General features: G+C 72.3%; 14 protein-coding genes and 1 pseudogene. 13 read left to right on the top strand and 2 right to left on the bottom strand.

Features of this window, described 5'->3' with window-relative positions; genetic code table 11:
- Positions 1 to 180: 180 nt before the first annotated feature.
- The 3 genes from glgX (at position 181) to ACLJWH_RS22560 (ending at position 6,931) form a co-directional block, all read left to right on the top strand.
- On the top strand, positions 181 to 2,526 hold the full coding sequence (glgX, locus tag ACLJWH_RS22570; RefSeq protein WP_411143556.1) for a glycogen debranching protein GlgX: 2,346 nt from the start codon (positions 181 to 183) through the stop codon (positions 2,524 to 2,526).
- A gap of 158 nt (positions 2,527 to 2,684) precedes the next feature.
- Positions 2,685 to 5,012: an ABC transporter ATP-binding protein gene (locus ACLJWH_RS22565; protein WP_411143555.1), complete on the top strand. Its 2,328-nt coding sequence runs from the start codon at positions 2,685 to 2,687 to the stop codon at positions 5,010 to 5,012.
- Positions 5,009 to 6,931, top strand: a complete 1,923-nt coding sequence (locus ACLJWH_RS22560; RefSeq protein WP_411143554.1) for an ABC transporter ATP-binding protein — start codon at positions 5,009 to 5,011, stop codon at positions 6,929 to 6,931. Before ACLJWH_RS22565 ends, ACLJWH_RS22560 begins: the two co-directional genes overlap by 4 nt.
- Before the next feature lie 205 nt (positions 6,932 to 7,136).
- On the opposite strand, the pseudogene ACLJWH_RS22555 reads toward ACLJWH_RS22560, so the two are convergent.
- A pseudogene (locus ACLJWH_RS22555) lies at positions 7,137 to 7,438 on the bottom strand (2Fe-2S iron-sulfur cluster-binding protein); the annotation flags it as partial.
- A gap of 417 nt (positions 7,439 to 7,855) precedes the next feature.
- On the opposite strand from ACLJWH_RS22555, the gene ACLJWH_RS22550 reads away from it, so the two are divergent.
- From ACLJWH_RS22550 to ACLJWH_RS22525, 6 genes are all read left to right on the top strand, one after another.
- On the top strand, positions 7,856 to 8,272 hold the full coding sequence (locus ACLJWH_RS22550) for a hypothetical protein (RefSeq protein WP_411143553.1): 417 nt from the start codon (positions 7,856 to 7,858) through the stop codon (positions 8,270 to 8,272).
- 192 nt (positions 8,273 to 8,464) lie between these two features.
- Positions 8,465 to 10,750 carry an ABC transporter transmembrane domain-containing protein gene (locus ACLJWH_RS22545; protein WP_411143552.1) on the top strand — a complete coding sequence of 762 codons (2,286 nt, stop codon included), beginning with the start codon at positions 8,465 to 8,467 and terminating at the stop codon, positions 10,748 to 10,750.
- Complete coding sequence (locus tag ACLJWH_RS22540; RefSeq protein ID WP_411143551.1) at positions 10,747 to 12,747, top strand: ABC transporter ATP-binding protein; 2,001 nt, start codon at positions 10,747 to 10,749, stop codon at positions 12,745 to 12,747. The genes ACLJWH_RS22545 and ACLJWH_RS22540 overlap by 4 nt, the downstream gene beginning before the upstream one ends.
- 495 nt (positions 12,748 to 13,242) lie before the next feature.
- On the top strand, positions 13,243 to 15,462 hold the full coding sequence (locus ACLJWH_RS22535) for a M4 family metallopeptidase (protein WP_411143550.1): 2,220 nt from the start codon (positions 13,243 to 13,245) through the stop codon (positions 15,460 to 15,462).
- A 277-nt stretch (positions 15,463 to 15,739) separates the two neighbouring features.
- Positions 15,740 to 17,365: a M4 family metallopeptidase gene (locus tag ACLJWH_RS22530; RefSeq protein WP_411143549.1), complete on the top strand. Its 1,626-nt coding sequence runs from the start codon at positions 15,740 to 15,742 to the stop codon at positions 17,363 to 17,365.
- Between the two features lie 450 nt (positions 17,366 to 17,815).
- Entirely contained in the window at positions 17,816 to 18,388 is a 573-nt protein-coding gene (locus ACLJWH_RS22525; protein ID WP_411143548.1) for an RICIN domain-containing protein, read from the top strand.
- Here ACLJWH_RS22525 and ACLJWH_RS22520 read toward each other — a convergent pair.
- Entirely contained in the window at positions 18,321 to 18,836 is a 516-nt protein-coding gene (locus ACLJWH_RS22520) for a hypothetical protein (protein ID WP_411143547.1), read from the bottom strand. The genes ACLJWH_RS22525 and ACLJWH_RS22520 overlap by 68 nt on opposite strands.
- On the opposite strand from ACLJWH_RS22520, the gene ACLJWH_RS22515 reads away from it, so the two are divergent.
- The 4 genes from ACLJWH_RS22515 to ACLJWH_RS22500 all read left to right on the top strand — a co-directional run bounded on the left by ACLJWH_RS22515 (position 18,829) and on the right by ACLJWH_RS22500 (position 25,547).
- Entirely contained in the window at positions 18,829 to 19,341 is a 513-nt protein-coding gene (locus ACLJWH_RS22515) for a hypothetical protein (protein ID WP_411143546.1), read from the top strand. The two genes, ACLJWH_RS22520 and ACLJWH_RS22515, sit on opposite strands and share 8 nt — an antisense overlap.
- A gap of 600 nt (positions 19,342 to 19,941) precedes the next feature.
- The gene (locus ACLJWH_RS22510) at positions 19,942 to 21,945 is read left to right on the top strand and encodes an alpha-1,4-glucan--maltose-1-phosphate maltosyltransferase (protein WP_411143545.1); all 2,004 of its coding nucleotides are present in this window, start codon (positions 19,942 to 19,944) and stop codon (positions 21,943 to 21,945) included.
- Positions 21,942 to 23,681, top strand: coding sequence for a maltose alpha-D-glucosyltransferase (treS, locus tag ACLJWH_RS22505; protein ID WP_411143544.1), 1,740 nt, complete (start codon positions 21,942 to 21,944; stop codon positions 23,679 to 23,681). The genes ACLJWH_RS22510 and treS overlap by 4 nt, the downstream gene beginning before the upstream one ends.
- A gap of 297 nt (positions 23,682 to 23,978) precedes the next feature.
- Entirely contained in the window at positions 23,979 to 25,547 is a 1,569-nt protein-coding gene (locus ACLJWH_RS22500; protein ID WP_411143543.1) for a maltokinase N-terminal cap-like domain-containing protein, read from the top strand.
- The last annotated feature ends 131 nt before the right edge of the window (positions 25,548 to 25,678 follow it).

The raw sequence follows: 25,678 nt of genomic DNA, 5'->3' as shown, positions 1-25,678 counted from the left end.
TTGATGGTATGTCACGTTTTAGCGGGTCCCGGATGGAGCAGCGGACGCCCCGCCCCGGTGAAGCGTGCGGCGACGGCCGGTTGCGGGCAGAACAACGGGGAGGGCGGCGGCGCGGGCCGGGCCGGGACGCCGGGCGCGCGCCGCCGCCCGACCGAGCCATGAGCCGCGGGAGGCTGGCACGTGTCGAGCGCACCCGAGCAGGAGGCAGTACAGGACGGACCGGACCGGCGGGACGGGCAGCGCGGGCCGGACGGCCACCGGCGGCGCGGCGGACCGGGGCACAGCGGCCCGCCGGACCCGTCGACCGGGCCGCCCGCCACCGTCCGCCCCGGCAGCCCGACGCCCCTCGGGGCCCGTTTCCGCACCGGCCCGGACGGTGTCGCGGGCACCAACTTCGCCCTGTGGGCGGGCGGCGCCGAGGCCGTGGAGCTCTGTCTCTTCGACGACGCGGCGCACGAGACGCGCCATCCGCTGACCGAGCTGACGCACGAGATCTGGCACGGCTTCCTGCCCGGCGTGCGCCCCGGGCAGCGCTACGGCTACCGGGTGCACGGCCGCTGGGACCCGTGGACCGGCGCCCGCTGGAATCCGGCGAAGCTGCTTCTGGACCCGTACGCACGGGCCGTGGACGGCGACTTCGGCGCGCGCCCGGAGCGGACGGGCGGCCGGCCCGCGCTCCCGGCAGAGCTGTACGGGCACGTCCGCGACTGGCCGCAGCAGCAGGTCGCCGACACGGTGCGCGACGACCGCGACTCGGCACCGTACGTCCCCAAGGGCGTCGTGGTCGGCGGCGCCCCCGGCGAGGACGGAGCCGACGGCGCCGACGACGAGTGGCGGGACGACCACCGGCCCAAGACCCCGTGGCCGGATTCCGTCCTCTACGAACTCCATGTGCGCGGCTTCACGATGCGCCACCCCGGCATCCCGGAGCGGCTGCGCGGCACCTACGCGGGGCTGGCCCACCCCGCCGCGCTGGACCATCTCACCGGGCTCGGCATCACCGCCGTCGAGCTGCTGCCCGTCCACCAGTTCGCGCACGAGGACCATCTGGTGCGCCGGGGGCTGCGCAACTACTGGGGCTACAACTCCATCGGCTACTTCGCGCCACACGCCGGGTACGCCGCCACCGGCACCCGCGGCCAGCAGGTCGGCGAGTTCAAACGGATGGTGCGGGCCCTGCACGACGCCGGTATCGAGGTCATCCTGGACGTGGTCTACAACCACACCGCGGAGGCCGGTGAACGGGGCCCGACGCTCTCCCTACGGGGCATCGACAACCGCGGCCACTACCGCCTCCAGGAGGACGCCCGGCGCTACGCCGACTACACCGGCTGCGGCAACACCCTGCACGTCGTCCAGCCCAACGTCCTCCGCCTGATCACCGATTCGCTGCGCTACTGGGTGACCGACATGGGCGTGGACGGCTTCCGCTTCGACCTCGCGGCGGCGCTGGCCCGGTCCCTGCACGACGTCGACATGCTCTCCCCGTTCCTCGCCGTCATCGCCCAGGACCCGGTGCTGCGCCGCGTCAAACTGATCGCCGAACCCTGGGACGTGGGCGCCGGCGGCTACCAGGTCGGCGCCTTCCCGCCCCTGTGGACGGAGTGGAACGACCGCTACCGCGACACGGTCCGCGACTTCTGGCGCGGCGCCCAGCGCGACGTACGCGACCTGGGCTACCGCCTCTCCGGATCGAGCGATCTGTACGCGTGGGGCGGCCGCCGCCCGTACGCGTCGGTCAATTTCATCACCGCCCACGATGGCTTCACCCTCCGCGACCTGGTCTCCTACGAGCACAAACGGAACGCGGACAACGGCGAGGGCAACCGGGACGGAACCGACGACAACCGGGCCTGGAACTGCGGCGCCGAGGGCGAGACCGACGATCCGGCCGTCACCGCCCTGCGCCGCCGCCAGCTGCGCAACCTCCTCACCACCCTCCTGCTGTCCACCGGCGTCCCGATGCTCGTCGCCGGCGACGAGATGGGCCGCACCCAGCACGGCAACAACAACGCCTACTGCCAGGACAACGCCACCAGTTGGCTGGACTGGTCCCTCCTCGACGACCCGCGGTGGCGCCCGCTGGCCGGCCTCACCGCCCGTCTGATCGCGCTGCGCCGGGCCCACCCCGTGCTCCGCCGCCGCGCCTTCTTCTCCGGCCGCCCGCAGGGGCAGGGCGGGCTGCGCGACCTGGCGTGGTTCACCGCGGCCGGCACGGAGATGACCGAGCAGGACTGGTACGCCCCCGGCGCCACGCTGGGCATGTACCTCTCCGGCAACGACATCCCCCAGCGCGACGCCCGGGGCGCCCGCATCGTCGACGACAGCTTCCTGGCCGTCCTGCACGCCGGCGCCCGGCCCCGTACCGTCACCCTCCCCGGTCCGCCCTGGGCCCGGGAGTACGAACTCGTCGTCGACACCGCGCGGGAGGAGCAGCCGGGACCGGCGGGCCCGCGGTCGGCGGCGGGGGGCGCGATCACCGTCCCCGGCCGGTCGGTGCAGCTGTTCCGGGCCGTGCCCGGCTGACCCGGAACGCGCCAACGACAGGGCGGGCGGCGGGGGTTACGGCGCCCGTCCGCCCTGGGGGACGTCCCAGGTCCGGAGCGTGCGGGGACCGCAGCGCGGTGGTGCGGGCGCCGAAATCGCGTGGGCATTGTCAGTGGCGCGCCGTACGCTCGCGGGTGATGACAGAGACCGCGCGGACCACCTCGCAGACCGACCTGCCCGACCCGACTGCCCCTACCGGCCCGACCGGCCCGGCCCGTCCGACCGAGTTGCCGCCGCGGCACTCCGCGGTGCGCTCGTTGCTGCGGCTGTGGCCGTTCCTCCGGCCGGTGCGGACGCGGTTCTTCACGGCCGCGTTCGTGGCGGTCGTCGCGTCCTGTATCGGGCTGGTCATCCCGCTGGTGCTCAAGTGGCTGGTGGACGGGCCGGTGACGGCGCGCGATCCGGGCGGGGTGTGGCTGGGCGGCGGGTATCTGCTGCTGCTCGGCCTCGCGGAGGCGGTGCTGTTCGGGATACGCCGCTGGCTGGTGGCGCGGCCACTGGCCGGGGTCGAGGCGGCGATGCGCGAGGCGCTGTACCGCCGCGTCCAGCGACTGCCGGTCGCCTTCCACGACCGCTGGGCGTCCGGACAGCTGCTGTCGCGCGCCACCACGGATCTCCAGCTGCTGCGCATGTTCTTCACCTTCCCGCTGACGTTCCTGCTGGTCAACGGCGTGACGGTGCTGGTGGGTTGTGCGTTCCTGCTGGTCCAGCACTGGTCCCTGGGACTGGTGCTGCTGGTACCGGCGCTGCCGCTGATGGTGATGTGCTCGGTCTTCGAGGCGAAGTACGCGGTCGCGACGCGCCGGGCCCAGGACCAGCTCGGCGATCTGACGACGGTGGTCGAGGAGTCGGTGCTCGGCATCCGGATCGTCAAGGGCTTCGGACGGCACCGCAGCCAGGCCCGCGCCTTCCGGAAGCTGACCCGCGACGTCCGGACGACCGAACTGCGCAAGGCCCGGCTGCTGGCCTCGATCTGGTGCGTGGTCACCCTGCTGCCGGAGATCGCGATCGCCGCCGCTCTGGTGCTCGGCACGGTCCAGGTGGCCGACGGCGAACTGTCCGCGGGCACCCTGGTCGCGTTCCTGTCGACCGCGCTCGCACTGCGCTGGCCGGTCGAATCGATCGGCTTCCTGCTGGCCATGAGCAACGAGGCGGCGACGGCCGCCGACCGGTACTTCGAGGTGCTGGACGAGCGGACGGCCGAGGAGACGGCGCAGGGGGCAGCGGCGGAGGGGGCGGCCGAGCCGGCGGGTCCGGCCGAGGCCGTGCGGCCGGCCCGCGGCGGCGCTCCGGACGGCCGTACGGACGGTGCCGGTGGACGGCCCGTCACCACCGGCGGCGCTGCCGGCACCACTGCGGACACCCCCGATGACGCCCCTGGCACGGACAGCGCCCCTCGCTCCGGCAACGACCCCGGCGACAACACAGGCGACAGCCCTGACCGGTACCGCGGCGGGATGGTCTTCGAAGGCGTCGAGTTCCGCTACCCCGACACCCCGCCGGACGCCCCGCCGACGCTCCGGAGCATCGATCTGCACATCCGGCCCGGCGAGACGATGGCGCTGGTCGGGGCGACCGGCAGCGGGAAGACCACGCTGACCGCGCTGGTGCCGCGGCTGTACGACCCCACCGCCGGCCGGATCGTCCTCGACGGCCAGGACCTCACGACGCTCACGCGGGACGAGGTGCGGACGCTGGTCGCGGTCGCCTTCGAGGAGCCGACCCTGTTCTCCGCCACCGCCGCGGAGAACGTCCTGATGGGCGGCGACGACCTCCAGGAGGCCGATCTGCTGCGGGCGCTGGCGGTGGCCCAGGCCGACGGGTTCGTCCGAGCGCTGCCCGAGGGCGCCGACACCCAGGTCGGCGAGCAGGGCATGAGCCTGTCCGGCGGGCAGCGGCAGCGGCTCGCACTGGCCCGCGCCGTGGCCGGCCGGCCGCGTTTCCTGATCCTCGACGATCCGCTCTCCGCCCTCGACGTCCACACCGAGGCGCTGGTGGAGGCGGCCCTGCGCCAGGTCCTGGCCACCACCACCGCCCTGGTCGTCGCCCACCGGCCGTCCACGGTCCTGCTCGCCGACCGGGTGGCGCTGCTCTCCGACGGCCGGATCACGGCCGTCGGCACCCATCACGAACTGCTGCGGGACAACCCCGAGTACGCCACGCTGATGTCCGGCGAGCCGGACCGGAGCGACGACCGGGAGCGCCCGGCCACGGACCGGAACGGCCCGCGCCCCGATGCCCGGCGCGACGCACACGATCCCGGCCACGGCGATCCGGACCACAGCGACCACGACCACGGCGATCCCGGTCGCGGCGGTCCAGGCCCTACCGGCCGTACCGATCCAGGCCCTGCCGGCCCCGGCCGCACCGGTTCGGGCCCTGCCGATACAGACCGTACCGGCCCCGCCCGTACCGATCCGGACCACTGTCGGACGAGCCGACGCGAGGGGGAGAGCGTCCGATGACGACGACCGCGACCGGTCTGCCGGCCGACGACCACGAGGACCGCACCCCGCCCGCGGTCCCGCCCTCCCCCATCGACGGGTCCCGCACGCCCGCCGCACCCGGCGCCGCCGCTGCCGCGTCCCGCACCTCCGACGCGTTCGAGCAGGACCTGCTGCCCACGCCCAAGGGCGCCTCGCGCTCCCTGTTGCGGGCGTTGCTGGCGCCGCACTCACGCCGCGTCGGCGTGGCGGCCGCCGTGCTGCTGCTCCAGCAGGCCGCGGTGCAGGCCAGTCCTCTGCTGGTCGCGTACGCCATCGACCGCGCGGTACCCGCGCTGCGGGCGGACGACTACGGGCCGCTGATCACCGTGGCGGTGGTGGCCGCGCTCTGCGCCGCGGCGTCCGGCGCGTTGCAGTTCGCCTTCATCCAGGTCGCGGCCCGGGTCAGCCAGGACGTCCTGCTCGATCTCCGCGGCCGGATCTTCCGCCATGCGCAGACCCTCAGCCTGGACTTCCACGAGCGCTATACGTCCGGCCGGCTGATATCCCGGGCCACCACGGACGTCGAGTCGCTGCGCGAACTCCTCGACGAGGGATTGCAGGAACTGCTCACGGTCATCCTCTCGGCCGTCTACATCACGGTGACCCTGATCTGGCTGGACTGGGGCTTCGGCGCCGCGGCGGTCGTCTCCGCCGGACCGCTCTACTTCCTGATCCGCTCGTACCAGCGCCGGTCGCAGCGGCTGTACAGCACGAAGTCGACGGCCATCGCCGCCGTCATCGTGAAGTTCGGCGAGACGCTCAACGGCATCCGCCCGGTGCAGGCGTTCCGCCGCGAGCGGCCGAACGACGCCGCGTTCGCCGGGCTCAACCGCCACCACGAGCGGGTCAACGGCGACACGCTCCTGGAGATGGCGCGGTATGTCGTCTCCTCCCGGCTGGTGGCCAATATCGCGGTCGCGGCGATCGTCCTGTGGGGCGCGTACCGCGTCGCCTCCGGCGGACTCGCGCTCGGTGTGCTGGCCGCCTCGGTGCTCTATCTGCGCCGCCTGTACGACCCCATCGACCGGCTGGGGATGTTCCTCAACTCCTACCAGGCGGCGGCCGCTTCACTGGAGAAGATCGCCGGGCTGCTCGCCCAGCGGCCCACCGTCCCGGAGCCCGCCGAACCGGTCGCGCTGCCGGCCGTGGCCGCTGCCCGGCCCGGCCGTGAGGTCGCCTTCCACGGTGTCCGGTTCGCCTACCGCACCGGCGGCGAGGTGTTGCCGCGCTTCGATCTGACCCTCGCGGCCGGCACCACCGTCGCCGTGGTGGGCGCCACCGGCGCGGGCAAGTCCACCATCGCCAAACTGCTGGCCCGGTTCTACGACCCCACCGAGGGCCGGGTCCTCCTCGACGGCGTCGATCTGCGCGAGCTGTCCGCCGCCGAACTGCGCCGCGGCGTGGTGATGGTCACCCAGGAGGCGTTCCTGTTCTCCGGCACGGTCGCCGAGAACATCGCCATCGGCCGTCCGGACGCCACCCGCGAGGAGATCGAGCGCGCCGCGCGGGCGATCGGCGCGCATGACTTCATCGCCGGCCTGCCGGACGGCTACGACACCGACGTCCGCAAGCGCGGTGGCCGCATATCCGCCGGTCAGCGGCAGTTGGTCGGCTTCGCGCGGGCGCTGCTCGCCGACCCGGCCGTCCTCATACTGGACGAGGCGACCAGCTCACTGGACATCCCAGGCGAGCGGGCGGTGCAGCGCGCCATGACCACCGTGCTGCGCGGCCGTACGGCCGTGGTGATCGCCCACCGGCTGTCGACGGTGGAGATCGCCGACCGGGTCCTGGTCATGTCCGGGGGCCGGATAGTCGAGGACGGCCCGCCGGCCGAACTGATCACCGCCCGCGGCCGCTTCGCCGACCTGCACCAGGCGTGGCGCGAGAGCGTGGGGTGAGAGCTGAGGTGAGAACGAGGGGCCAGGATCCGCTGTTTCGTGAGCAATTCCGCGTGCCCGTGAGCACCGTCCGGGCAAACCCTGGTGATCACTAGCAGCGGTTAAGTTCCGCAGTTGTCAGGTGCAGCTCTTGTCGGTACGGAGCGGGCGCCTGCACCTTGGGCAGCGCTTTCGCCCGTTCCGTTCCGCCGGCGTGTCGTTCAGGTCAGAGGTCCAGGACGAGCCGAGGGGACAGGGCCCTGGATACACAGGCGTACATGCGGCCTGGGGGGGGGCGCCGATGTCGTCCCGGTGTTCGGGTTCGCCGGCGACGACGGTGAGTTCGCAGCTGCCGCAGACGCCTTCGCGGCACCCGGATGCCACAGGGTGCCCGGCGTGGATCAGGGCCTCCAGCAGCGATTCATCGGCAGGCACCTGGATCGTCTGCGCCGACCGCGCGCACACCGCCTCGAACGGTGTGTTGGGGGCGAACGACCGGACCGCGGGGTGGAATCGCTCCGTGTCGAGAACGCACTCGTCGCCATGCTCACCCGTTACCTCACGGCCGCGCCCGCCGGGACGCAGCCCGGTGAGCGGAACCCCCGCCGATCCGACTGATCACGAGCACCGGTGACGGGCGGAAGTTGCCCGTCAGGGTCGGTAGTTGTCGTTCAGGGTCGGAAGTCGCCGGTCAGGGGCGGTAGTTGTCGGTCAGACAGACCCCTGACTTCCGGTCACTACCCCGTCACTTCGGCGGGCGTCCGTGGCCGGATGCGTTCCCCGACGGGCCCGCATCCGTCCTGCCGCCTTTACGAGTCCGTGACGAACGGGGAGGCAACGCCCTCCCGGGACGTACCGTCTTCTCCGTCGACAGTGCACCGATTGCCGGGCAACTCCGGTAATCAGGATGGAAGTTGACAATCCCGAAGAAAGGGATGGAGCAGCATGTTCAACACGAAGCGACGCTCTCTGCGCCTGGCCACCGTCGGCGCCGTCGGAGCGGCCGCGGTCGTCCTGGCCACGGTTCCCGCCTTCGCCAAGGGGAACATCGACATCACCGTGACGCCGCGCACCGTGGCCGTCGGCCAGACGGTCAAGGTGGCCGCCGCCGGCAGCGACGACGCGGCGCCGTACCTGCTGACCTGTGTCGAGGAGCGCATCGACGGCAAGGGGGCCTGGCGCGCCATCGAGTGCGGCAAGCTGATCGCCGCCGGAGAAGACGCCAAGGTCAGCACCTCGGTGAAGGCGCAGCACCGCGGCACTCTGCAGTTCCGCGCCGTGCTGTACGGCTACCAGGGGGCGCACGACGAGCACCCGGTGAAGGAGCGGACCTCGGCCGTCCAGACCGCCACGGTCCGCTGACCCGTCTCTACGCCATATCACCAGGCCGTACGACTGGTTCCTGGCGCAAGGTCGTCACGGTCCGCTGACCTGTGACGTGCGGATGGGCCCGCCGCGTCTCGCACACGCGGCGGGCCCGCCCGTGTCCACACTCTCATCCGCGCCCGGCACCCTGCACCCCTGTCTGTCGCACGGCCCCCTTAGGGTGCAGGCATGGCAGACGCGTCGACGGGCCCGGATATACCCGGCCATCGCAGCGCCGGACGGTATCTGTGGTGGCTGATTGTCAGTCAGTGGTGGCGCGTCGGGCGCGGGGCGACGCTCGGCAGTCTGTGGATGGTCGCGCTGATGCTGCCCCCGTACGTGCTGTCGCGCGCCATCGACGACGGGCTGACGCCCGGCCGGACGGCGACGCTGCTCGGCTGGATCGCGGTGCTGCTGGCCGTCGGTGCGCTGAACGCCTGGCTGGGGATCATGCGGCATCGCACGATGACCAGAATCCGGATGGACGCCTCCATCCGTACGGTGCGGGCCCTGGTGGCGCAGACGATGCGGCTGGGCGCCGCGCTGCCGCGCAAGGTGACGGCCGGGGAGGTCGTCACGATCGGCATCGGCGATGTCGGGGTCATCAGCCAGACACTGACCATCACCGGTCCGGGCGTCGGGGCGGTCCTCGCGTATGTGGTCGTCGCCGTCCTGCTGCTGAACGTCTCCCCGCTGCTCGCCGCGACGGTGCTGCTGGGCGTGCCGTTGCTCGCGGTGCTGGTGGGGCCGCTGCTGGGCCGGCTGGCGGGTGTGGAGACGCGGTACCGGGAGCGACAGAGCGGGCTCGCCGCCCGGCTCACGGACCTGGTCGGCGGGTTGCGCGTCCTCAACGGGCTCGGCGGCAAAGACGTGTTCGCGGCACGTTACCGGCACGATTCGCGGTCGCTCCGGTCGGAGGGCTACCGGGTCGGGGCGGTGGCGAGCTGGATCCAGGCGCTCGGGGTCGGTCTGCCGGCGCTCTTTCTCGCCGTGGTGACCTGGCTCGCGGCGCGGATGGCGGCCCAGGGGACCATCACCGTGGGCGAGTTGGTCGCGGTCTACGGGTACACGGCGGAACTGGTGGCGCCGGTGACGTTCCTCATCGAGGGCGGCTATGACCTGACCCGGGGGCTGGTCGCCGCCCGGCGGGTGGTGCGGTTCCTGGGGCTGGAGCCGGATTCGGTACGGCCGGCAGCCGTACGGCCGGATTCGGTGCGGCCGGATTCGATGCGGCCGGATTCGATGCGGCCGGATTCCGCGGAGCCGGGGGCCGTACGGCTGGAAGCCACGGAACCGGGGTCCGCACGGGCGGGTTCCGGGACGCCGGCCTCTCCGCGGCCAGGAGCCACGACGCCCGGCTCCGTACGACCAGACTCCGCGAAGCCCGGGTCCGTACAGCCGGAAGCCACGGAACCGGCTTCCGGGACCCCGGGCCCCGGGGAGCACGTTTCCGGGGCTCCGAATTCCGTGGCCGCGGGTCCTCTGACGTCGGGTTCCGTGACCGCGGATTCCATGACCGCGGATTCCGTGACGTCAGACTCTGTGACCTCGGGTTCCAGCGAGCCGGATGCCGGAGCCGCCGGTTCCGCGACGTCAGATTCCGTGGACGGCCCGGGAGGCGGGACCCGCGACGGGGCGGGCCCCGAAATGGCTGCCGTGCTGCGCGATCCGGTGTCCGGTGTCGAGGTGTTGCCCGGGTCGTTGACCGCGCTGGCCGGCGGCCGGCCCGCGGCGTCCGCGGCGGTGCTCGACCGGCTCGGCGGGTTCGCGGAGTCGGCGGCGACCTGGGGTGCCGTACGCCTCGACGAGATCGCCCTGGCGCGGCTCCGCGACCGGATCCTGGTCGCGGACAACGAGGCGGACCTGTTCGCCGGGACGCTGCGCGAGGTGGTTTCCGGACGGCGGAACCGGACGGAGGAGGCAATCCATCGCGCCCTCCACACGGCCATGGCCCAGGACATCGTCCGCGGGCTGCCGGGCGGGCTCGACTCGGCGGTCGAGGCGCAGGGCCGCAATCTCTCCGGCGGTCAGCGGCAGCGCCTCCGCCTGGTACGGGCACTGCTGGCCGACCCCGAGGTGCTGCTCGCGGTCGAACCGACCTCCGCGGTGGACGCGCACACGGAGGCGGGTGTCGCGGCCCGGCTGCACACCGCGCGGGCCGGCCGTACGACCGTCGTCACCAGCACGTCGCCGCTCCTGCTGGACCGTGCGGACACCGTGTACTACCTGGTCGACGGCCAGGTCGCCGCCGTCGGCAGCCATCGCGAACTCCTCACCGCGGAGCCCGGATACCGCCGGCTGGTGTCCCGTGGAGAGGACGACAGCGAGAGCGGGAGCCGAGGCGAGCGCGGGTGCGAGGGCGAGGGCCGAGGCGACGCGGACGCGGCGGACACGGCGGACACGACGGACAGCGCCCTCGCCCCCTCCGCCGTGTCCGCCCCCCGCGCACCGGCGCCCCGGGACGGTGTCCGATGAGTTCACCGACCGGCGGCGCGCTGCCCGTGGCCGATGCGGCCGGTACCCGGCGGGCGGCGGCCCGGCTGATCCGGCTGGACGGCCGTGCCTTCGCCCTCATACTCCTGCTCAACGCGCTGGCCGCCGGCGCCGGACTCGTCGGGCCCTGGCTGCTCGGCCGGATCATCGACGTGGTGCGGACCGGTGGCACGGTGGCCACCGTGGACCGGCTGGCGCTGGTCATCCTGGTCTGTGCGCTGGCGCAGCTGCTGCTCGCGCGCTACGCCCGGTATGTCGGATACCGCTTCGGCGAGCGGACCGTGGCGCGGGTCCGCGAGCAGTTCGTCGACCGGGTGCTCGCGCTGCCCGCCGCGACCGTGGAGCGGGCCGGTACGGGCGATCTGGCCGCCCGCGGCACGACGGATGTCACGAAGGTCGGGCAGACGTTGCGCGATGCCGCGCCCGAGGTGTTCATCGCCGCGGTCCAGGTGGTGTTCGTGCTCGGCGCGGTCGTGGTGCTCGATCCGCGCCTCGGTGCGTGCAGTCTGGGGCTGCTGGGCATTCTGTTCGCCACCCGGTGGTATCTGCGCCGTGCGCGCACCGCGCACCTGGCCGAGGGCGCGGCCAATTCGGCGCTCGCCGAGATGCTCGCGGCGAACGCGGCGGGCGCGCGGACGATCGAGGCCCTCGGCTTGCAGGAGCGCCGGACCGCGGCGAGCCGGGCGGCGATCGAGGAGTTCCGCCGCACCCGTCTGCGCACGCTCTTCCTGCGCAGCGTGCTCTTCCCCGCCGTGGAGACCTCGTACGCCCTGCCGGTGGTCGGCGCGCTGCTGGTGGGCGGGCTCCTGCACGGGCCGGGCGCGCCGAGCCTGGGCGTGGTCGTCTCCGCGGCGCTGTATCTGCGGCAGTTGTCGGCGCCGCTGGACTCGATCCTGTACTGGGTCGAGCAGATACAGAGCAGCGGTGCCGCCTTCGCCCGGGTCGAGGGGCTGGGCGGGGCTCCCGGGGCCGCGCTCCCGCTCCCGGCGCCCGCCGCGGCGTCCCCCGCGGGCGCCTCCTCCGCCACCCCCGTCGACGACCGCATCGACGTCACCGGTGTGCACTACGCGTACGACGTCCCGGGCGGCGGCGATCGGGCCGGTGCCGGCGCCCTTGACGCGGCGGGCGCCACGGCCGCCGAATCCACCACCGGCGCCACGGCCACCGGTCCCCCGGCCGGCACCGCGACCACCGGCACCACAGCAGCCACCGGCGGCACAACCATCGGCGGCACAACCCCTCACACCACGGCCGGGACCGCCGCCCGCGACGTCCTGCGCGGCGTCGATCTGACCGTGCGCCCCGGCGAGCGGATCGCGCTGGTCGGGCCCTCCGGCGCGGGCAAGTCCACCCTCGGCAGGCTGCTCGCGGGCATCGACGCACCGCGCACCGGTTCGGTGACGGTCGGGCGGGTGCCGATCGCCGGTCTGGCCCCCGATGTGCTGCGCCGGCAGGTCGTCCTCGTCACCCAGGAGCACCACGTGTTCCTGGGCACCGTCCGGGACAATCTGCGGATCGCCGCGCCCGGCGCCGGTGACGAGGAGCTGCGCGCCGCGCTCGCCGCCGTCGGGGCCGACTGGGCCGAGGAGCTGCCGGCCGGTCTGGACACCGAGCTGGGCGCCGACGGCCACCACCCCGACGGCTCACAGTCCCAGCAACTGGCGCTGGCCCGCGTGGTGCTGGCGGATCCGCACACCGTGATCCTGGACGAGGCGACGGCGCTGCTCGACCCGCGGACGGCGCGGCGTACGGAGCGCGCGCTGGCCGCCGTCCTGGCGGGCCGTACGGTCATCGCCATCGCGCACCGGCTGCACACCGCGCACGATGCGGACCGGGTGGCCGTGATGGAGGGCGGCCGGCTGACCGAACTCGGCACCCATGACGAGCTGGTGGCGGCCGACGGGGCGTATGCCGCCCTGTGGCGCTCCTGGCACGGCGAACGCCTCGACCGCCCGGACGACAGCCGCCCCCTCCCGTAACCCCTCACCTCGCGCACCATCCGTTACGGGAGCCGCTCCCACCGCACCCGTGACCAGGCCCGTCCCACCGCGCCGTTGACGACATCGCCCCCGGCCGCACGCCGTCCGTCATACGGACACGCCTTCCGGTCAACGGACAGTTTCCGGCCAAATAGTTGAAGGGTGCCTGACAAGAACGCGTCAAGGATGGCACTCTTCCCCGCAACTGCCGCACGGCCCCCACAGCCTCACTCCTCGCGGCAGTCGCTCCACCGGTTCCGTCAGTTCCGCCGTTTCCACCAGTTCCACCGGATTCTCCTGCCCCACTCGCTCCACCGGATCCGTCTCCCCCCACACGCTCCATGTGTTCTGCCTCGCTCTGCCCGGACGGCCGCTTCGCCGCCCGGTCCCCCTCGGCCGCGCGCCGCAGTGCCGGCCACCGCAGAAGGAGTCAGCGTGAGACGCACCCCCCATAGACGCGCCGTAGCGACCAGCGCACTGGTCGCCGCCACGGCGATGCTGGCCGTCGGCGTACAGGCCGGCACCGGCACGGCGGCCGCCCCGCCACCGGGCACCGCGCACGCCGCGCCCGCCGCCGGCGCCCTGCCCGCCAAGCTCTCCCCGTCCCAGCGTGCGGAGCTGATACGGGAAGCCGGCGCCACCACCGCGCAGACCGCCCAGCGGCTGAACCTCGGTGCCAAGGAAAAGCTGGTCGTCAAGGACGTCTCGAAGGACGTCGACGGCACCACGCACACCCGCTACGAGCGCACCTACGACGGGCTGCCCGTCCTCGGCGGCGACCTGGTCGTGCACGAGAACAAGACCGGCGCGGTCAAGGGCATCACCAAGTCCGTACAGGCGCAGATCAAGGTCACCGGCACCACCGCGAAGATCGCCCCGGCCATCGCCGAGACGAAGGCCGTCAAGTCGGCGCAGGCGCAGGGGTCGAAGCAGACCGAGGCCGCCACGGCGCCGCACAAGGTGATCTGGGCCGCCGACGGCAAGCCGGTGCTCGCGTACGAGACCGTGGTCGGCGGGCTCCAGGACGACGGCACGCCCAACCAGCTGCACGTCATCACGGACGCCACGACCGGTGCCAAGATCTTCGAGTACCAGGGCATCGAGAACGGCGTCGGGCACAGCGAGTACAGCGGCCAGGTGACGATCGGCACCTCCGGCTCCGCGCCGTCGTTCACGCTGACCGACACCACGCGCGGCAACCACAAGACGTACAACCTCAACCACGGCTCGTCCGGCACCGGCAGCCTGTTCACCAACTCCACCGATGAATGGGGCGACGGCACCCCGCAGAACGCGCAGACCGCCGGCGTCGACGCGGCCTACGGCGCGCAGGAGACCTGGGACTACTACAAGAACGTGCACGGCCGCACCGGCATCAAGGGTGACGGCGTCGGCGCGTACTCCCGCGTCCACTACGGCAACAGCTACGTCAACGCGTTCTGGGACGACAGCTGCTTCTGCATGACGTACGGCGACGGCAGCGGCAACGCCCGTCCGCTGACCGCCCTGGACGTGGCGGGCCACGAGATGTCGCACGGCGTGACCTCGGCCACCGCGGGCCTCAACTACAGCGGTGAGTCCGGCGGTCTGAACGAGGCGACGTCCGACATCTTCGGTACGGCCGTGGAGTTCTACGCCAACAACCCGGCGGACCCCGGTGACTACCTCATCGGCGAGAAGATCGACATCAACGGCGACGGCACCCCGCTGCGCTACATGGACAAGCCCTCCAAGGACGGCCTGTCGGCCGACTACTGGTCGAGCACCGTCGGCAACAAGGACGTCCACTACTCCTCGGGTGTCGCCAACCACTTCTTCTACCTGCTGTCCGAGGGCAGCGGCGCGAAGGACATCAACGGCGTCCACTACGACAGCCCGACCTACGACAACCAGCCCGTGCCCGGCATCGGGCGGGCCAACGCCGAGAAGGTCTGGTTCAAGGCCCTCAGCCAGTACATGAGCGCCAACACCAACTACGCGGCGGCGCGCACCGCCACGCTGTCCGCGGCCGCCGACCTCTTCGGCCAGGGCAGCGCGACGTACAACACGGTCGCCAACACCTGGGCGGCGGTCAACGTCGGCTCGCGCGTCCCGGACGGCGGCGCGGTCACCGTCACCAACCCCGGCAGCCAGACCAGCACGGTCGGCCAGGCGGCCAGCCTCCAGATCAAGGCGAGCAGCGGCACCGCGGGCTCGCTGTCGTACGCGGCGACCGGGCTGCCCGCCGGGCTCTCGATCGACGCGAACACCGGTCTGATCTCCGGCACGCACACCACGGCCGGCAGCAGCAGCGTGAAGGTCACGGTCACCGACGCGGCGAAGAAGACCGGCTCCGCGGACTTCAGCTGGACGGTCAACGCGGCCGGCGGCAGCAACGTCTTCGAGAGCAACGTGAAGGTGTCGATCCCGGACGCGGGCGCGGCGGTCACCTCCCCGATCACCGTCAGCCGCAGCGGCAACGCGCCCAGCGCGCTGAAGGTGACCGTGGACATCGTCCACCCCTACCGCGGCGACCTGATCGTGCACCTGGTCTCCCCGGACGGCACCGCCTACCTGCTGAAGAACTCCAGCCCGTTCGACTCCGCGGCCAACGTCAAGGCGACGTACACCGTCAACGCGTCCGCCAAGGCCGCGAGCGGGACCTGGAAGCTGCGGGCCCAGGACGTCTACGCGGGCGACTCGGGCTACATCAACGGCTGGAAGCTGACCTTCTGACCGTGCGGCGTCACCCAGGCTTCACCGACGTGTGGCAGATATCGGCCACTGCTCACAACTGAGCTGGTCAGCACCCCAGTTGGGCGTCGTTCCCGGATCTCCGGGGGCGGCGCCCAGCTCCGTTATACGGACACGGATCTCCATCCTACGGACGATTTTCAGCCAACCTTCGAACACCCTCCTGACATGCACGCGTTCGAAATGGCAGTCTTCCCGACGCACGTCACACCCGCATCGCTTTGCACCCCCCACCTCTTGGCAAAGTTGAAGGAGAACCGTGACCCCCCGCATTTCCCGCAAGACCCGTGTGACCGGAACCGTCGTCGTCGCCGCCGCGGCCCTGCTGGCCGCCGGCGTCACCACCGGCACCGCCGGTGCGCAGCCCGCCGAGAAGGGCGGCTCGCCGCTCAAGCTCAGCGCCTCGCACCGCGCCGAACTGCTCCGTGACGCGACCGCCACCAAGGCGCAGACCGCCCAGGAGCTCGGCCTCGGCGCCCAGGAGAAGCTGGTCGTCAAGGACGTGATCAAGGACGTCGACGGCACCACGCACACCCGCTACGAGCGCACCTACGCCGGACTGCCGGTCCTGGGCGGCGACATGGTCGTGCACACCGCCAAGGGCGGCGCGATCAAGAGCACCACCAAGGCGACCCAGAAGTCCGTCAAGGTGGCGTCGACGACCCCGAAGATCGCCCCGCAGGCCGCGCAGCAGTCCGCGCAGGGCGTCGCGACGAAGACCATCGGCGCCAAGAAGGCCGCCGCGCAGACCGCCCGCAAGGTCGTCTGGGCCGCCTCCGGCACGCCGGTGCTCGCGTACGAGACCGTCGTCAACAGCGTCCGGAAGGACGGCACGCCCAGCAAGCTGCACGTCATCACCGACGCCAACAGCGGCAAGAAGCTGTTCCAGTTCGACGCGATCCACACCGGCAAGGGCGAGAGCGAGTACAGCGGCACCGTCGACCTGGGCACCACCAAGCAGGGCAGCGGCTACACGCTGACCGACGGCGGGCGCGGCGGCCACATCACCACCAACCTGTCGAACGGCTCGTCCGGCAACGGCACGCCCTTCACCTCCCCCGACGACAACTGGGGCAACGGCAAGCCCGACAACCCGCAGACCGCGGCCGTCGACGCCCACTACGGCGCGGCCGAGACCTGGGACTACTACAAGAACGTGCACGGCCGCACCGGCATCAAGGGTGACGGCGTCGGCGCCTCCTCGCGCGTCCACTACGGCGACAACTACGTCAACGCGTTCTGGGACGACAGCTGCTTCTGCATGACGTACGGCGACGGCGCGGGCAACGCCGCCCCGCTGACCGCCCTCGACGTGGCGGGCCACGAGATGTCGCACGGCGTGACCTCGGCCACCGCCAACCTCACCTACAGCGGCGAGTCCGGCGGCCTCAACGAGGGCACCTCGGACATCTTCGGCACCTCCGTCGAGTTCTACGCCAACAACCCGGCGCACCCCGGTAACTACCTCATCGGGGAGCAGCTCAACATCAACGGCGACGGCACCCCGCTGCGCTACATGGACAAGCCCAGCAAGGACGGCCAGTCGCAGGACAACTGGGACTCCAACACCGGCAACCTCGACCCGCACTACTCCTCGGGTGTCGCCAACCACTTCTTCTACCTGCTGTCCGAGGGCAGCGGCGCGAAGGACCTCAACGGCGTCCACTACGACAGCCCGACGGCGGACGGCTCCACGGTCACCGGCATCGGCCGCGACAAGGCCGAGAAGATCTGGTTCAAGGCCCTGACCGAGTACATGACCTCGAACACCGACTACAAGGCGGCCCGCGAGGCGACCGTCAAGGCCGCCACCGACCTCTACGGCGCGGACAGCGCCGAGGTCAAGGGCGTCGAGTCGGCGTGGACCGGCGTGGCCGTCAACTGACGCAGCGCCGAACCGAGTCCGACCGAGCGGTGAGCGCTCCGGGGCGACCCGCCCCGAGCGACGGGCGGTGTCCGGAAGGAAGCGGTGGCGGCCAGGGAATTTCCCCGGCCGCCACCCTCTCCTTCCGGACACCGCCTTTCGGCATTCCGGGTGTTGGCGTGACGGATGTCAGCGCTGCCGATACCGGCGTTACCGATGTGGCATTGCGGATATCGGCGTTACGGGTGTTGCGTTACGGATACCGCCTTACGGATGCCACCCCACAACTGTCGGCATTTTCGAACATACCGCCCCGCACCATAATCCTTTCGGACGAATCCAGAAATTCTCACTGTCAGCCACTCGGACGGAAGTGGGAACGTTTTCGGCAGTCAGTGTGCCGATCCTCCACCCTTTCGGAAACGCCGGAAGAACCGGAGGCCGCACCCGTCGAGAGTGGGAGGACACCGGATGCGCATTCGACCCCGGACCCGCAGGGCCGTCACCGGCGCCGCGCTGGCGGGCGCCACCGTCGCGACGTCGCTCATGGCGGTACCGCAGGCCGTGGCAGTCCCGGCGGCGCGCCCCACGGCGACGGCCGCGGCGATCGCCAACGGCACCTACCTGATCAAGACGTTCAGCGGCAAATGCTTCGAGGTGCTCAACCGCAGCACGGCCAACAACTCGCGCATCATCCAGTTCAACTGCCACACGACCGACAACTACAGCGAGAAATTCACCGTCCGGTCGGCCGGGAACGGCACCTCCACGATCAGGGTTTTCGACGACAAGTGCCTGGAGATCCAGAACCGGAGCAGGGCCGACAACACGCCCATCGTCCAGTACAACTGCCGCTCGCAGGACAACTACACGGAGAAATTCAAAATCGTGAGCGCCGGCGGCGGCAATTACCGCATCAAGACATTCAACGACAAGTGCCTGGAAGTACGCGGGGGCAGCCGGGCCAACAACGCGCTCATCGTCCAGTACACCTGTCGCACCAAGGACAACGCCCGGCAGCTGTTCCGCTTTCAGCGGGTCTGAGCACGGCCCCGCCCGCGCCGCACCCCGCCCGCTCCGCCACCCGCACCCACAGTCCCCGTAGCGTCGCGCCGACGACCGCCGGCGGCCGGGTGTGCGGGTGGCGGCCGGGCGCCACGAGAGGGTCCGCGCCCAGCGCCCCGGCGAGCAACTCGACGGTGGCGAGGAGCGGTTCACCGGCGCACTCCCGGTAGCGCGCGGGCGCGCCGGCCCGGTCACCGGGGACCAGCGGCTTCGGCCAGGGCACGGCGGCCGGCGGCGCCGGCGGGATGCCGGCGGCCCAGCGGGGACGTCCGGCCGTCGAGGAGGCGGCGGCGCGCGGCGCGCTCACCCCGTCGCAGGCGAGCCCGGCCAGATGGCCGCCGTCGCCGGGCAGACCGATGATGCCGTCGGCGCCCACCGCGTTGTCGCCGCGCGACACCGGGGCGGCAGGGCGAACGGCCGTGGCCACGGCGGTCCATCAGCGGCAGGCGGTGGCGGAGTGCGCGGATGCGTTCCCGGCCGGGGAATCCGGTGTGGCCCTCGTGGGTGCGGAAGACCTCGGGCGCCGGGTGGCCGGTGAGCCGGCGGTACGCGTGGACGGTTCGGACGCCGCCGGTGCCCAGCGGCATCTCCTGGCGCAGCCGGTGTGCGCGGCCGCCGCCGTGGAGCCCCTCGGTGATCCCGCGCCCGGCGGGGCCGTTCTCCGCCATCTCGGAGTCGAGCGGCAGCGGGACCCGGCCGACCAGGGCCTGCCGGACGGCCGCGTGCGGCCGGCGCCCGCCGGGCAGGGCGAGCGTGCCGCGCGCGGGCCCGCCGTCGAGCTCCCGCGGCGTCGGCCGGGGCAGCTCGTCCGGGTCGAGGACCGGGTAGCGCTCCCGCTGCCGGCCTCCCGGGACAGCGACCGGCGGAAGCGCCGTGCCGGTGGAGCGGCCGCACGCCGATCAGCGGTACGCCGAGGTCGCCGGCGGCCTTGAGGTGGTCGCCGTGCGGCCGCCCGAGGCCGCCGGCGTACCGGGTCCGGCAGCACGGCCGTGCTGCCGGACCCGGGCGGGAAGCCGGCGATGGCGGCGGGCCGCCGCCGGCCCCGGGGTCGGCCGCACCGGCGATATGGCCGATTCCACCCCCTCATGCGGTCTTGTACGGGCTCCGTCGTGGCGAGAGGCTGCGATGTGGCGCCGACGGGCCCCGGCGCGGTACGGACACCCGCACACCGCAACTCCGTTGTGATCACCACGAGTTGAGGAGGGGAATGTCGTCCATGACACCGCTGCGCCCTCACCGCCCGCACGTCCCCCGGGGCCTGCCCCCGACGGATCCCGGCGGGCCCCCGGCGACGGACGGGTAGTTCACCCGCCGCCGGATCGCCCGGCGTACCGCCCGCGGGAAGGTCCGGCCGGTACGCCGCCTCCCGCCTGCGATCCGCCCGCGCCGGCCCGGCCCGCCGCACCCACCCGCCAACCGAGTGAAAGCGGACAGGAGCCCCCATGCCCGCACCTCGCCCCCCTGCCGTGGAGCGGATACAGCGGATACAAAGGACAAAACCCGGCAAAGCGCTATTTACCTCTGGTGAGCCCATGATCGGTCGCATCCCTGTCCTGGACATCCGCCCGCAGATCGATTGCGGCCGCCGCCCGGTGAAGGCGGTGGTGGGCGAGTCCTTCGACGTCTCGGCCACCGTCTTCCGCGAAGGCCACGACGCGGTCGCCGCGAACCTGGTGCTGCGCGACCCCGCCGGGCGCTGCGGCCCCTGGACGCCGATGCGGGAGGCGGCACCCGGTACCGACCGCTGGTGCGCCACGGCCGTCCCCGGCGTCGAGGGCCGCTGGACGTACACCGTCGAGGCGTGGTCCGACCCGGTCACCACCTGGCAGCGGCACGCCCGGATCAAGATTCCGGCCGGTCTCGACACCGAGCTGGTACTCGCCGAGGGCGCGCGGCTCCACGAGCGGGCCGCCGCCGGCGTCCCCAAGAGCGAGGGCCGCGAGGCGGTGCTGGGCGCGGCGGACGCCCTGCGCGACGGCCGGCTGCCCGCCGCCACCCGGCTCGCCGTGGCGCTCTCCCCCGAGGTCACCGACGCACTGGCGCGCCATCCGCTGCGCGAACTGCTCACCGCCTCACGCCCGATGCCGCTGACCGTCGAACGCCGCCGGGCGCTGTACGGCTCGTGGTACGAGCTCTTCCCGCGCTCGGAGGGCGCCGCCGCCGGACCGGACGGCACCCTCGTCAGCGGCACCCTGCGCACCGCCGCGGAACGGCTGCCCGCCGTCGCCGCCATGGGCTTCGACGTGGTCTATCTGCCGCCCGTCCACCCCATCGGCACCGCCTTTCGCAAGGGCCCCAACAACGCGCTCTCCGCCGGGCCCGGCGACGTCGGCTCCCCCTGGGCCATCGGCTCCGCGGCGGGCGGCCACGACACCCTCCACCCGGACCTGGGCACCTTCGAGGACTTCGGCCACTTCGTCCGTACCGCCCGCGACCTGCGGATGGAGGTGGCCCTGGACTTCGCGCTCCAGTGCTCCCCCGACCACCCCTGGGTCACACGGCACCCCGAGTGGTTCCACCACCGTCCGGACGGCTCCGTCGCCCACGCCGAGAACCCGCCGAAGAAGTACCAGGACATCCACCCGCTCTCCTTCGACGCCGACTTCGGCGGGCTGGTCCGCGAGACGGAGCGGGTGCTGCGCTTCTGGATGGCCCGGGGCGTCCGGATCTTCCGCGTGGACAATCCGCACACCAAACCGGTGCCGTTCTGGGAGAAGGTGATCGCCGACATCAACCGCACCGACCCGGATGTGCTCTTCCTCGCCGAGGCGTTCACCCGCCCCGCGATGCTGCACACCCTCGCGCAGATCGGCTTCCAGCAGTCGTACACGTACTTCACCTGGCGTACCACCAAGCAGGAGCTGACCGACTACCTCACCGAGTTGTCCGGCGACTGCGCCGCGTATCTGCGGCCGAACTTCTTCGTGAACACCCCGGACATCCTGCACGCCTACCTCCAGGAGGGCGGCCGGACCGCCTTCGAGGTGCGCGCCGTGCTGGCCGCCACGCTCTCCCCGACGTGGGGGGTCTACGCCGGGTACGAGCTGTGCGAGGCGACGCCCGTGCAGGCCGGCAGCGAGGAGTACCTCGACTCGGAGAAGTACCAGCTGCGGCCCCGTGACTGGGCGGCGGCGGCCCGCTCGGGGCGGACCATCGCACCGCTGATCACCACGCTCAACCGCATCCGCCGCCGGCACCCCGCGCTCCAGCAACTGCGCTCCCTGCACTTCCACCGGACCGACAACGACGCCGTGCTCGCGTTCTCCAAACGCGAGGGGCACGGCGCCGCGGCCGACACGGTCCTCACCGTGGTCAACCTCGACCCGCACCACACCCACGAGGCGACGGTGTCGTTGGACATGCCGGAACTCGGCCTCGGCCGGCACGAGTCCGTCCCGGTGCGCGACGAGCTCACCGGCGACACCTACCACTGGGGCAGGGACAACTATGTGCGCCTGGAGCCGGGCCGCTCTCTCGCGCCCGCTCATGTGCTGTCGCTGCGACCGTCCTCACCGATCGGAGGGTCACCCAATTGATCGTCAATGAGCCTGTTCCCGATACCTTCGAGGACACTCCGCAGAAGGACCGCGATCCCGACTGGTTCAAACGGGCCGTCTTCTACGAAGTCCTGGTGCGCTCTTTCCAGGACAGCAATGGCGACGGCATCGGCGACCTCAAGGGCATCACGGCGAAACTCGACTATCTGCAATGGCTCGGGGTGGACTGCCTCTGGCTGCCGCCCTTCTTCACCTCCCCGTTGCGGGACGGCGGCTATGACGTCGCCGACTACACCGCGGTCCTGCCCGAATTCGGCGATCTGGCCGACTTCGTGGAATTCGTGGACGCCGCCCACCAGCGCGGTATGCGGGTCATCATCGACATGGTGATGAATCACACCAGCGACCAGCACCCCTGGTTCCAGGAGTCGCGTACCGACCCACAAGGTCCGTACGGCGACTACTACGTCTGGGCGGACGACGACAAGCAGTACGCCGACGCCCGGATCATCTTCGTCGACACCGAGGCGTCCAACTGGACCTTCGACCCGGTGCGCAAGCAGTACTACTGGCACCGGTTCTTCTCCCACCAGCCGGATCTCAACTACGAGAACCCCGCCGTCCAGGAGGAGATGATCTCCGCCCTGCGGTTCTGGCTCGACCTGGGCATCGACGGCTTCCGGCTGGACGCGGTGCCGTACCTCTACGCCGAGGAGGGCACCAACTGCGAGAATCTGCCCGCCTCGCACGCCTTCCTCAAGCGGGTCCGGGCCGAGATCGACGTGCATTATCCGGACACGGTGCTGCTCGCCGAGGCCAATCAATGGCCGGAGGACGTCGTCGACTACTTCGGCGATTACGCCGTCGGCGGCGACGAATGCCATATGGCGTTCCACTTCCCGGTCATGCCGCGGATCTTCATGGCGGTCCGCCGCGAATCGCGTTACCCGGTCTCGGAAGTCCTCGCCAAGACCCCGGCGATCCCGGCCGGCTGCCAGTGGGGCATCTTCCTGCGCAACCACGACGAGCTGACCCTCGAAATGGTCACGGACGAAGAGCGCGACTACATGTACGCGGAATACGCCAAGGACCCGCGGATGCGCGCCAATATCGGCATCCGGCGGCGGCTCGCCCCGCTCCTCGACAACGACCGCAACCAGATCGAACTCTTCACGGCCCTGCTGCTCTCGCTCCCGGGCTCGCCGATTCTGTATTACGGCGACGAGATCGGCATGGGTGACAACATCTGGCTCGGCGACCGCGACGCGGTGCGCACGCCGATGCAGTGGACGCCGGACCGCAACGCCGGTTTCTCCTCCTGCGACCCGGGCCGGCTGTTCCTGCCGACCATCATGGATCCCGTCTACGGCTACCAGGTCACCAACGTCGAGGCCGCGATGAGTTCGCCCTCCTCGCTGCTGCACTGGACCCGCCGGATGATCGAGATCCGTAAGCAGAACCCGGCGTTCGGGCTCGGCAGCTACACCGAACTGCCCTCCACCAATCCGGCGGTACTGGCCTTCCTGCGGGAGGCTCCGGCGGGCGGCGGGGCCGCGGACGACGACCTGGTGCTGTGCGTGCACAACTTCTCGCGCTTCGCGCAGCCGACGGAACTCGATCTCCGGGCGTTCAGCGGCCGCCATCCGGTGGAGCTGATCGGCGGCGTGCGCTTTCCGGCGATCGGCGAACTGCCGTATCTGCTGACCCTGGCGGGCCACGGGTTCTACTGGTTCCGGCTGCGGCAGAACACCGGACAGATCACCGGCGCGCGCTGACCGGGCGCGGGCACCGAGAAATCCGCCCGTACGCGGCCGCGCGGCGCGTACGGGCGTTTTTTGACCTTTCGTTCGGGCAGTCTCCCTACCGCCGCACGAGCCGGGCGGGCCACCGACCGCCGCCCCGGCTCCGGGCCGGCCGGGTAGGGGCACCGCACACACCACCGCCCGCCGGGCGCTCGCCGCCCGCTGCTCCACCTTCTGGGGGTACCCCCACCGCGCCGCCGCACAGTCAAGGCCGCATTCCGGGACACTTTGCGCTATCTGTCGTGTGCCCGGGGAAAGGACGCGACGCCCATGTCGGACACCGCCTCGACCCGTGCCACCCGCAACACCCCTGATCGTCCGCTCGTCCTCGCACCGGATCTGCTCTCCTCGCTCGCCCCGCTGCTCGCCGCCTGGGTGCCGCGCCAGCGCTGGTTCGCCGGCAAGGGACAGCAGCTCACCGGCTTCACCCTGGTCTCCGCCACCGAACTGCTGCCGTGCGTGAGCGACGGCGGCGCACCGGGCCTGCTCCAGCTGCTCGTCCGCACCCGGCAGTCCGGGCAGCCCGACCGGCCGGCCGCCGGTGACTGCTACCAGCTCCTGCTGGGGGTGCACCCCGCGCTGCCGCCGCAGCTGGCGCCCGCGGCGATCGGCCGCCCGGCCGACGGACCGCTGCGCGGCCGCACCGTCTACGACGCGCTGCTGGACAACCGGCTCTGCGGGCTGCTGCTGGAGCGGCTGCGGGTGCCCGGCCGGCTCGGCGCACTGCGGTTCTGCCACGAACCGGGCGCCGCCATCCCCTCCGGGCTGCCGGCCCGGCCGATCGCCGTCGAGCAGTCCAACTCCTCGATCGTCTACGGCGATACGTTCATCCTCAAGGTGTTCCGGCGGATCGCGCCCGGCGTCAACCCGGATCTGGAGCTGCCGCGGGCGCTCGCCGGTGCCCGCTGCGCGCGGGTGCCGGCGCCCGCCGCCTGGTTCGAGGCGGCGGGCGCGGAGGAGTGCGGCGAGACGACCACGCTGGGGGTCCTCCAGCCGTTCCTGCCGGGCTCCGCGGACGGCTGGCAGCTGGCCCTGCACGCGCTGGCCGTCCGGGCCGACTTCACCGGCTCGGCGCGGGCGCTGGGCCACGCCACCGCGGAGGTGCACACCGCGCTGGCCCAGGTGCTGCCGACCACCGAACTGCACCGTCCGCAGCTGGCCGCGATGGCCGCGCAGATGACCGAGCGGCTGGACGCCACCGCCCGCGCGGTCCCCGTCCTCGCGCCCTACCGCGCCCGGCTGCGGACCGCCTTCGACGCGCTCGCCACGGTCGGCCACGACGGGCGCGGCTGGGCCGCCCAGCGCATCCACGGCGATCTGCATCTGGGCCAGACGCTGCGTTCGGCGGGCGCGGGCCGCTGGTCGCTGATCGACTTCGAGGGCGAACCGGCCCGGCCGCCGGCCGAGCGGCGCCGGCCCCAGCAGGCGCTGCGCGATGTCGCGGCGATGCTGCGCTCCTTCGACTACGCGGCGCGCAGCGGGCCGGGCGGCGGCGATGCCTGGTCGCTGGAGTGGGCGCGGCGCACCCGCGCGGCCTTCTGCCTGGGGTACGCCGAGGCCGGTGGACACGATCCCCGCGCCGCCCCCGAGCTGATGCGCGCCTACGAGACCGACAAGGCCGTCTACGAGGTGCTCTACGAGGCCCGGCACCGGCCGGACTGGCTGCCCGTCCCGATGGCCGCCATCCGGCGGCTGGCGACGGCCGGGGACGACATCGCCGCGCGGGGCGGCGCCACCGGGGCGGCGGGGACGGTGGGGCCTGCGGAGGCGACCGGGACGACGGGGTCCGGCGGGCCCCGGGGAGCCGCGGGGTCCACCCGGTCCGACGGACGCGGGTGACGGGCCCGCCGCGGGCCGTCGCACCGCCGGACCCCGTCGTCCCGGTCTCGCCACCGCCGCCCCGACCGCCACCGTCCGCGCCCGATCCGACCGATGCACCGCACCGCCCGAGGAGGCACCTCTCGTGACCG

This window comes from Streptomyces sp. x-80 (assembly GCF_046549095.1).
GTDB classification, from domain to species: domain Bacteria; phylum Actinomycetota; class Actinomycetes; order Streptomycetales; family Streptomycetaceae; genus Streptomyces; species Streptomyces celluloflavus.
The sequence above is the reverse complement of the archived record's forward strand: the minus strand, read 5'-3'. Positions and strand labels throughout refer to the sequence as shown.